Raw genomic sequence first — 7,095 nt, forward strand, 5'->3', positions numbered from 1 at the left:
CTTGTTCCCATCTCGAACACAAAAGTTAAGTCCTCCAGCGCCTATGGTACTGCATTGGTAACGATGTGGGAGAGTAGGTCGCTGCCGGTCCTTTTTTTATTTATAATAGTCAAAATATTAAATCTATTAACTTAGAAAATTTTATTTGAGATTTGTTTTACATATTTACTTAATTATGTTATATTAAATTATAATATTTAATTAAAAGGTTTAATTATCTTTAATTCTAACAGGATCCTAATTAATTAGGATCTTCTTTTATTTAAATATAAAATTATTTTATTATAAGGGGAGGATATTATTGTCTGGAATAAATATGTCAAAAGTTAAAATTAATAATCGAAGTTCAATACTTAAATTGCTTAATTCAAGTGGGCCTTTGTCTAGAAAAGATATTTCTGAAGAAATTGGTTTAACTCCTGCTGCTGTTAGCAATTTAATTAAAGAATTAATAGAAGAAAAAGTAGTTCAGGAGAAGGGCGAAGTAGAAAATGAAATAAAAAAATCTGGCCGGAGAGAAATACATTTAGATATAAATTATAAAATAAAAAAAGTAGTTGGTATTGATATTGGTATTAATTGTACTAAAATTGCCATATCAGATTTAAATGGAGTTATCGAAAAGAAAATCGAGATTGAAACCAATACCGATATTCAGGCGAAAGAATTTTTGAATTTTATTGCCAAAAAAACTATGGAACTTTTATTTCATAATGATTTATCTAAAGAGAATATAATCGGGATAGGAATAGGCATAGTTGGTATTGTTGATCCTATTACTGGAATTAGTCATCAGGCATATGGTATCTGGGATTATGATGTCAATATCAAAAAGATATTTAATGAAATTTTTCAAACTAAAATAATTGTTGATAATAATGTAAGAGCTCTTTCTCTTGCTGAAATTAATAACAACACTGAAGTTAAAGGAGATAATATCTTATTTATTAAATACGGACCAGGAATTGGATCTTCTTTGATAATTAATAATCGTATTTATTATGGAAGCCATAATAATGCTGGTGAGATCGGACATATGATATTAGATTATGAAGGTAAAAAATGTAGATGTGGAAAAAACGGTTGTCTGGAAAGTATTATTTCTAAAAATGCTATTTTTGAAGATTTAAAGATTGAAGAAAAAATTGATTATCATGAAAGTACAATTGATTTTGAAAATCTAATAAAAAAATATGATAAATCTCGGGATAAAATAATAGAAACAATGAATAGAGTCTCCTTTTTTATTGCCCTGGGTATTAGTAATGTTATTTCGATTTATGATCCCTCAAAAGTTATTCTCCATGGTAAAGCCTTTAGTTATGATATCTTTACAAATCAGATAAAAGAAGAATTAAAAAATATTATTCCAAAAATTAATAGGAATAATTTAATAATTAAAAGTCATTTAAAAGAAAACTATATCAGTGGTATTTCAATTGCAATAGATGAATTTTTTTATAAATCAGGCGGCACAATTTAAAAGATTTAAAATTATCTGATTTTTATGTTGACAAACTGTTTTTGGTGTATTATAATGACAAATGTGAGTTAATTAAAAGAGTTAACTAAATAATATTTATAAAAAAGACCATTATGACAGCAATTAATATTAAAAATTATTTTTTTTAAGGTTTTAATTAAAAGAGTTAATTAAATATCAGATGGGAGTGATAATTAATGAAAACAATTGGTTTTATTGGACTTGGCATTATGGGTGAGTCAATGTGTGAAAATTTAATAAAAAAAAGAGATGAAGATGTAATTGTCTATGACATTGTTGAGAAAAAAGTTGAGCAGATGGTTGAGCTAGGTGCTAAAGCGGCTAAATCTAACAGTGAAGTTGCTGCTAAATCAGATATTATTATTTCAATGGTTCCTAAAAGTGAGCATGTAAAAGCTGTTTACGAAGATATTAAAGATGAATTAACAGAAGCTAAACTATGGATTGATATGAGTACTATTAAACCCTCAGTTTCCAAAGAACTTGCAGAAAAAGTAAAAGCAAGAGGAGCTTATATGGTGGATTCCCCAGTTGTGAAAAGTAAATCAGCGGCTGTTAGTGGTACACTGGGTATATATTTTGGTGGTAAAAAAGAAATTTTTGAAAAAGTTAAAGAAATATTATTAACTATGGGAGAAAATATAATATATTTAGGTGATAATGGATCAGGTCTGGTAATGAAGATCTGTCATAATATGTTGGTTGGTCAGATACAAAATGGAGTTAATGAAATGTTAACTATGGCAGAAAAGGCTGAAATTAATATTGATGATTTCACTAAAGCTATTTCTTATGGTGGAGGACAAAATTTTTATTTAGATGCTAAAGCTCAAAGTATAAAGGAAAGAGATTTTACTACAGCTTTTTCTGTTGAAAACATGAATAAAGATGTTGGAATAGCAAAAACAATAAAAGAAAATATGTCACTTCATTTACCTGGTATTGACTTAGTAAAAAATGTTTATGATGAGGCGATGGATTTAGGTTATGCTGGTGAGGATTTTTCTGCTACTATTAAAGTTATAGAAAATAGAAACTAAAATGAGTCAAATTAATTTTACTTTTTTAATATCGCTTTCAATTATTTTAATAACATATTTATTTAAAAAAGTGAGTATTATAGATCAAACAGATGGAAATACATTAGTTAAAATTGTAATGAATATTACTTTACCTTCATTGATAATTACTGTGTTTTCGAATATCGATTTAAGTGTTAATTTAATATTTTTACCTCTGATTTGTATTCTTTATGGCCTGATATCATGGCTTTTAGCAAGAAAAATTTTTATAAAGTTACCAAGATATAATAAGGGAAGCTTAGTCATATCTTTACTGGGTTTTAATATAGGTTTATTTGCCTATCCGTTTGTAGAAAATATCTGGGGAACCCAGGGGCTACAATATATTGCTTTTTTTGATATGGGAAATGCAGTTATTATTTTTGGTCTGACTTATATAGTTGCCAGCTTTTATAATGAACAGAAAGCTGAATATTCTATCAAAACAATATTCAAAAAACTTATAAGATTCATTCCTTTAATGAGTTATTTTTTAGCACTTATTTTAAGTTTAACAAATATTAATATTTCTAATACAATTATTTATTCAATACTCGAAAAGTTTGCCACTATCAATGGTCCGTTAGTTTTAATGATACTTGGTCTCTATCTTGATTTTTCTCTAGAAAGATCAGAAATTAAAGGAATTTTTAGGGTTATATCTTTTAAATATATCTTTGGCCTGTTGATAGGAATATCATTATATTATATTTTACCATTTGAAAAATTATATAGAGCTGTAATTTTAATTTCACTAATAATGCCAACTGGAATGGCAGTGATACCTTATTCTCTGGAAAATAATTTGAATTTAAAATTATCTGCCAGTATTGTAAATTTAACAAATATAATGAGCTTTACTTTGTTATGGGTTGTTTTTAATTTTTTATCAATTTAGAATATTTCAATTAAGTGGGAGAGATAAAACTATGAAGAAAGAAATTAATTTAGGTGTGGTTTGTCTAGGACGAAAAACATTTGACTATCAGGCAGCCGAAAGAATCTATGAAAATATAAAAAATGATTTAAAAAAAATTGAAAAAGTTAATTATACAATAATCGAAGATTTAGTAATTGAAGTAGAAGAAGCACAGACAGCTGCCAAAAGAATTAGCAGTCAAAATGTTGATGGGCTAATAGTTATCAGCGGTACTTTTCATTTAGGTCATTTGGTGCTGGAGTTAGATAAAGTTGTGGATAAACCAATTTTACTCTGGGGATTAAATGAGCTTCCTTATAATGGCGGTAAAATTCGCTTAAATTCAGTTTGTGGTGTTAACCTGAATTCATCTAATCTTTATAAGTCAGGTAATAGAGAATATTATGCTAATATAGGTGATCAGGTTGATGAAAATTGGATAGATGCCATTAGAATCAAATCTGCCCTTGAAAATGCTAAAATAGGTATTATAGGTTACAGAGCTAAAGGATTTTTTAATTTATCTTTTGATGAATTGAGAGCCTTTGAAGAAACTGGTGCTTTAATAGACCATTATGAGTTAAAAGAGCTATGGGAATTTGATGTATCAGATAAAGATATAGCAGCCAGGCGTGAACAATTAAAAGAAGTTTTTGATGTAAGTGATATTTCAACTGAGCAGTTAGATAAAGTAGCAAGTTTAAGTGCTAAACTTCAGAATTTTGTTGATAGTAAGGGACTATCTGCTTTAGCAATTAGATGCTGGCCCGAATTTGCTGATAATTTTGGAATTTCGCCCTGTGCAGCAATGTCATTATTACAATCCGAAGATTATATTTTAGGTTGTGAAGGTGATGTTGAAGGAACTATGTCAATGCTGGCACATCAAGCAGTTGGTGCAGAAACACCATTCTTGGCTGATTTATCTCAGGTGGATCTAGAAGAAAATTACGCTCTCTTATGGCATTGTGGAGTTGCTCCCTGTAATTTATGGGATGGCAGTTGTAATATCTCTTTAGATAGCTATTTTGCTGGAGGGAGAGGAGTAACAGCGGACTTTGTGATGAAGAGTGATCAATTTTCTGTATTACGATTTGATTCAGCCCAGGGAGAGTATAGAGTCTTTCTGCAAAAAGGTGAAGGAATACCAATGGAAAAAGATCTCAAAGGAACATATTTCAAAGGACGTTTTGAAAAGAATATTAACGAAGTTTTAGATACAGTTGTAAATAATGGAGTTGCACATCACATATCAGTTGTTTATGGTGATTATACTGAAGCCTTTAAAATATTTGCTGATATTAAAAAGTGGAAAGTTATTGAATAGTTTGCTTTATTTTAATTACAATTATTGGAGGTGATAATAAAATAAGTTTGTTTTTTCGATATAAAAAATTAAAGGGGGAAGTTAAATGTTATTCAGAAAGTCAATTATTTTTTCATTAACATTACTTATGATTTTAGGTAGTATGTTTTTAGTATTTGGGTCAGTTTCTGCTCAGGATAAACCCTATGAAGGAACAAAGATTAATGTTTTAGTTTGGCGAGATGCACATACAAAAGCTGTTAAAGAAAGAGTATCAGAATTTGAAGAAATGACAGGTATTGATGTAGTAATTGATGATCTTCCAACTCAGTCACTAACTCAAAAAATGGCAATGAATGTTACAACTGAGACTGGTAAATATGATTTAGTTGCAGTTGATGAGCCATATGTTCCTCAGTTTGCTGAGTATTTCCTTGATTACAAAGATTGGCCAGCTCCAAAAGTTATGGATGGAAAAATTCAATTATCAGAAATCCCCGAAGGAGCTGTTACTGCTGCAGCCTGGAATAATAGCATTAAAGGTCTTCCTATAAATGCTAATGCATATATTATGATTTATAGAAAAGATCTAGTTGAAAATAAAGAAAACCAAAAAGCATTTAAAGATGAGTATGGATATGAATTACAGGCTCCTGATACATTAGAGCAGTTAAATGATATGGCAGAATTCTTTTATAATCCCGATGAAATGATGTATGGATATGCACCATTTACTGTAAAATCTGAAGGAGCTACGGTTGAAGCAATGTGGCTTTTTAAAAGCTTTGGAGTTGATATCTTAGATCAAAATTTAAATGTAGTTCTCGATGTTGATAAGGCTGTTGCTGCTCTTGATTATTATAAGAAAATATTAGAATTTGGACCTCCTTCTAAATTAAGTATGGGTCATCCGGAGACTATTCAAAATGTGAATGCCGGTAATGTATTTGCTACACTTCAGTGGCCTGCTATTATAGCTGGACATGAAAATCCAAAGGAATCAAGAGTTGCTGGCAAACTTGGTTATCCATTAAATCCTGAAGGTCCAGGTGGAAGAGCTGCAATTACTGGTGTTTGGTCTTTAACAATGCCTAAAGTTTCAGAAAATAAACAGGCAGCTGCTGAATTTGCCTATTGGTGGGGAAGTTATGAATCTGGAAAAGAATTGGTTGAAGCTGGTATGAGTCCAATTCGTAAAGACCTATTAACAGATCCTATGCTTCAGAAAGATCACCCCTGGTATAAATCAGTACTTGCTAATTTAGATAAAGCGGCAGTTCACAGACCGAGATTCCCTGAATATATGAAAGTATCTGATAAAGTTCAATTATATTTCGCCAAAGTAATAAATAATGAAATGGAGCCCAGAAAAGCTATGACAGAAATGAAATCAGAGATAGAAAATATAATTGAGGAATATAAGAATGATTAAGAAGTTAAAAAATACTATTGAAGGGAGCCTCATTAAATGGGGCTTCCTTGAAAAAAAGGATGATATTATTCCTTATGCATTTCTGGCTCCTGCATTAATAATACTTGGCGGAATTCTATTTTTTCCTTTAGTCTATTCATTTGTTTTATCATTTTTCAACTGGAATATGACGCAGTCTGGAGGGGCTGAATTTGTCTTTCTGGATAATTTTATAAAATTATTTGGCAATGGTGCCTTCTGGCATTCAGTTAGACTTCAAGTTTTATTTGTTGCAATTAGTGTATTTTTGGAATTATTAATTGGACTTGGAGTGGCAATGCTTTTAAATCATAATTTTGCTGGTGAACATGTTGTTAGGGCTCTATTATTATTGCCTGTTTTTATATTACCCGTAGTATCTGGCTTAACATTTAGATTTATGTATGATCCACAATACGGAGCAATTAACTGGTTAATTGGATTATTTGGTTTTAATCCAGTACCATTTCTAAGTAAGTCTACCTTTGCTTTTGTAGCAATTATTATTCAGGATGTCTGGCGGATGTGGCCTTTTATGTTTATGATATTATATGCCAGTCTGAGCTCCTTACCTGAATCTCCATATGAAGCTGCTGCTATTTCTGGAGCTACTAAATGGCAGGTATTTAGACATGTGACTTTACCGATGCTTAAGCCTTCAATAGTTATAGCTGTTATCTTAAGAATTGTGAATGCTTTAAAGGCGTTTTCTGAGATCTATGTTATGACAAATGGGGGGCCTGGTGATGCTACAAGTATTCACTAGCATTGCATAAAAATATTTAATAAATGTCAAGTTCTATTTTCAGCGAAAATACTTGCTTAAAATAGAAAAACTCCTTATAATTGGAATTA

General features: G+C 30.2%; 6 protein-coding genes and 1 rRNA gene. All 7 read left to right on the forward strand.

Annotated features, from left to right (window positions below; genetic code table 11):
* A 5S ribosomal RNA gene (gene rrf, locus DFR80_RS14720) occupies nucleotides 1-90 on the forward strand; the annotation flags it as partial.
* Between the two features lie 211 nt (nucleotides 91-301).
* A complete protein-coding gene (locus DFR80_RS14725) occupies nucleotides 302-1,483 on the forward strand; it encodes an ROK family protein (RefSeq protein ID WP_076545160.1) in 1,182 nt (393 codons plus the stop codon).
* A 197-nt stretch (nucleotides 1,484-1,680) separates the two neighbouring features.
* Nucleotides 1,681-2,544, forward strand: a complete 864-nt coding sequence (locus DFR80_RS14730; protein WP_076545158.1) for an NAD(P)-dependent oxidoreductase — start codon at nucleotides 1,681-1,683, stop codon at nucleotides 2,542-2,544.
* 1 nt (nucleotide 2,545) lies between these two features.
* The gene (locus DFR80_RS14735) at nucleotides 2,546-3,463 is read left to right on the forward strand and encodes an AEC family transporter (RefSeq protein ID WP_076545157.1); all 918 of its coding nucleotides are present in this window, start codon (nucleotides 2,546-2,548) and stop codon (nucleotides 3,461-3,463) included.
* Nucleotides 3,464-3,494: 31 nt separating this feature from the next.
* Nucleotides 3,495-4,811 carry an L-fucose/L-arabinose isomerase family protein gene (locus tag DFR80_RS14740; protein ID WP_114490445.1) on the forward strand — a complete coding sequence of 439 codons (1,317 nt, stop codon included), beginning with the start codon at nucleotides 3,495-3,497 and terminating at the stop codon, nucleotides 4,809-4,811.
* Nucleotides 4,812-4,896: 85 nt separating this feature from the next.
* Complete coding sequence (locus DFR80_RS14745; protein ID WP_199505834.1) at nucleotides 4,897-6,222, forward strand: extracellular solute-binding protein; 1,326 nt, start codon at nucleotides 4,897-4,899, stop codon at nucleotides 6,220-6,222.
* Nucleotides 6,215-7,006: a carbohydrate ABC transporter permease gene (locus tag DFR80_RS14750; protein ID WP_114490446.1), complete on the forward strand. Its 792-nt coding sequence runs from the start codon at nucleotides 6,215-6,217 to the stop codon at nucleotides 7,004-7,006. The genes DFR80_RS14745 and DFR80_RS14750 overlap by 8 nt, the downstream gene beginning before the upstream one ends.
* The last annotated feature ends 89 nt before the right edge of the window (nucleotides 7,007-7,095 follow it).

Source organism: Halanaerobium sp. ST460_2HS_T2 (assembly GCF_003337665.1).
Taxonomy (GTDB): Bacteria; Bacillota; Halanaerobiia; order Halanaerobiales; family Halanaerobiaceae; genus Halanaerobium; species Halanaerobium kushneri.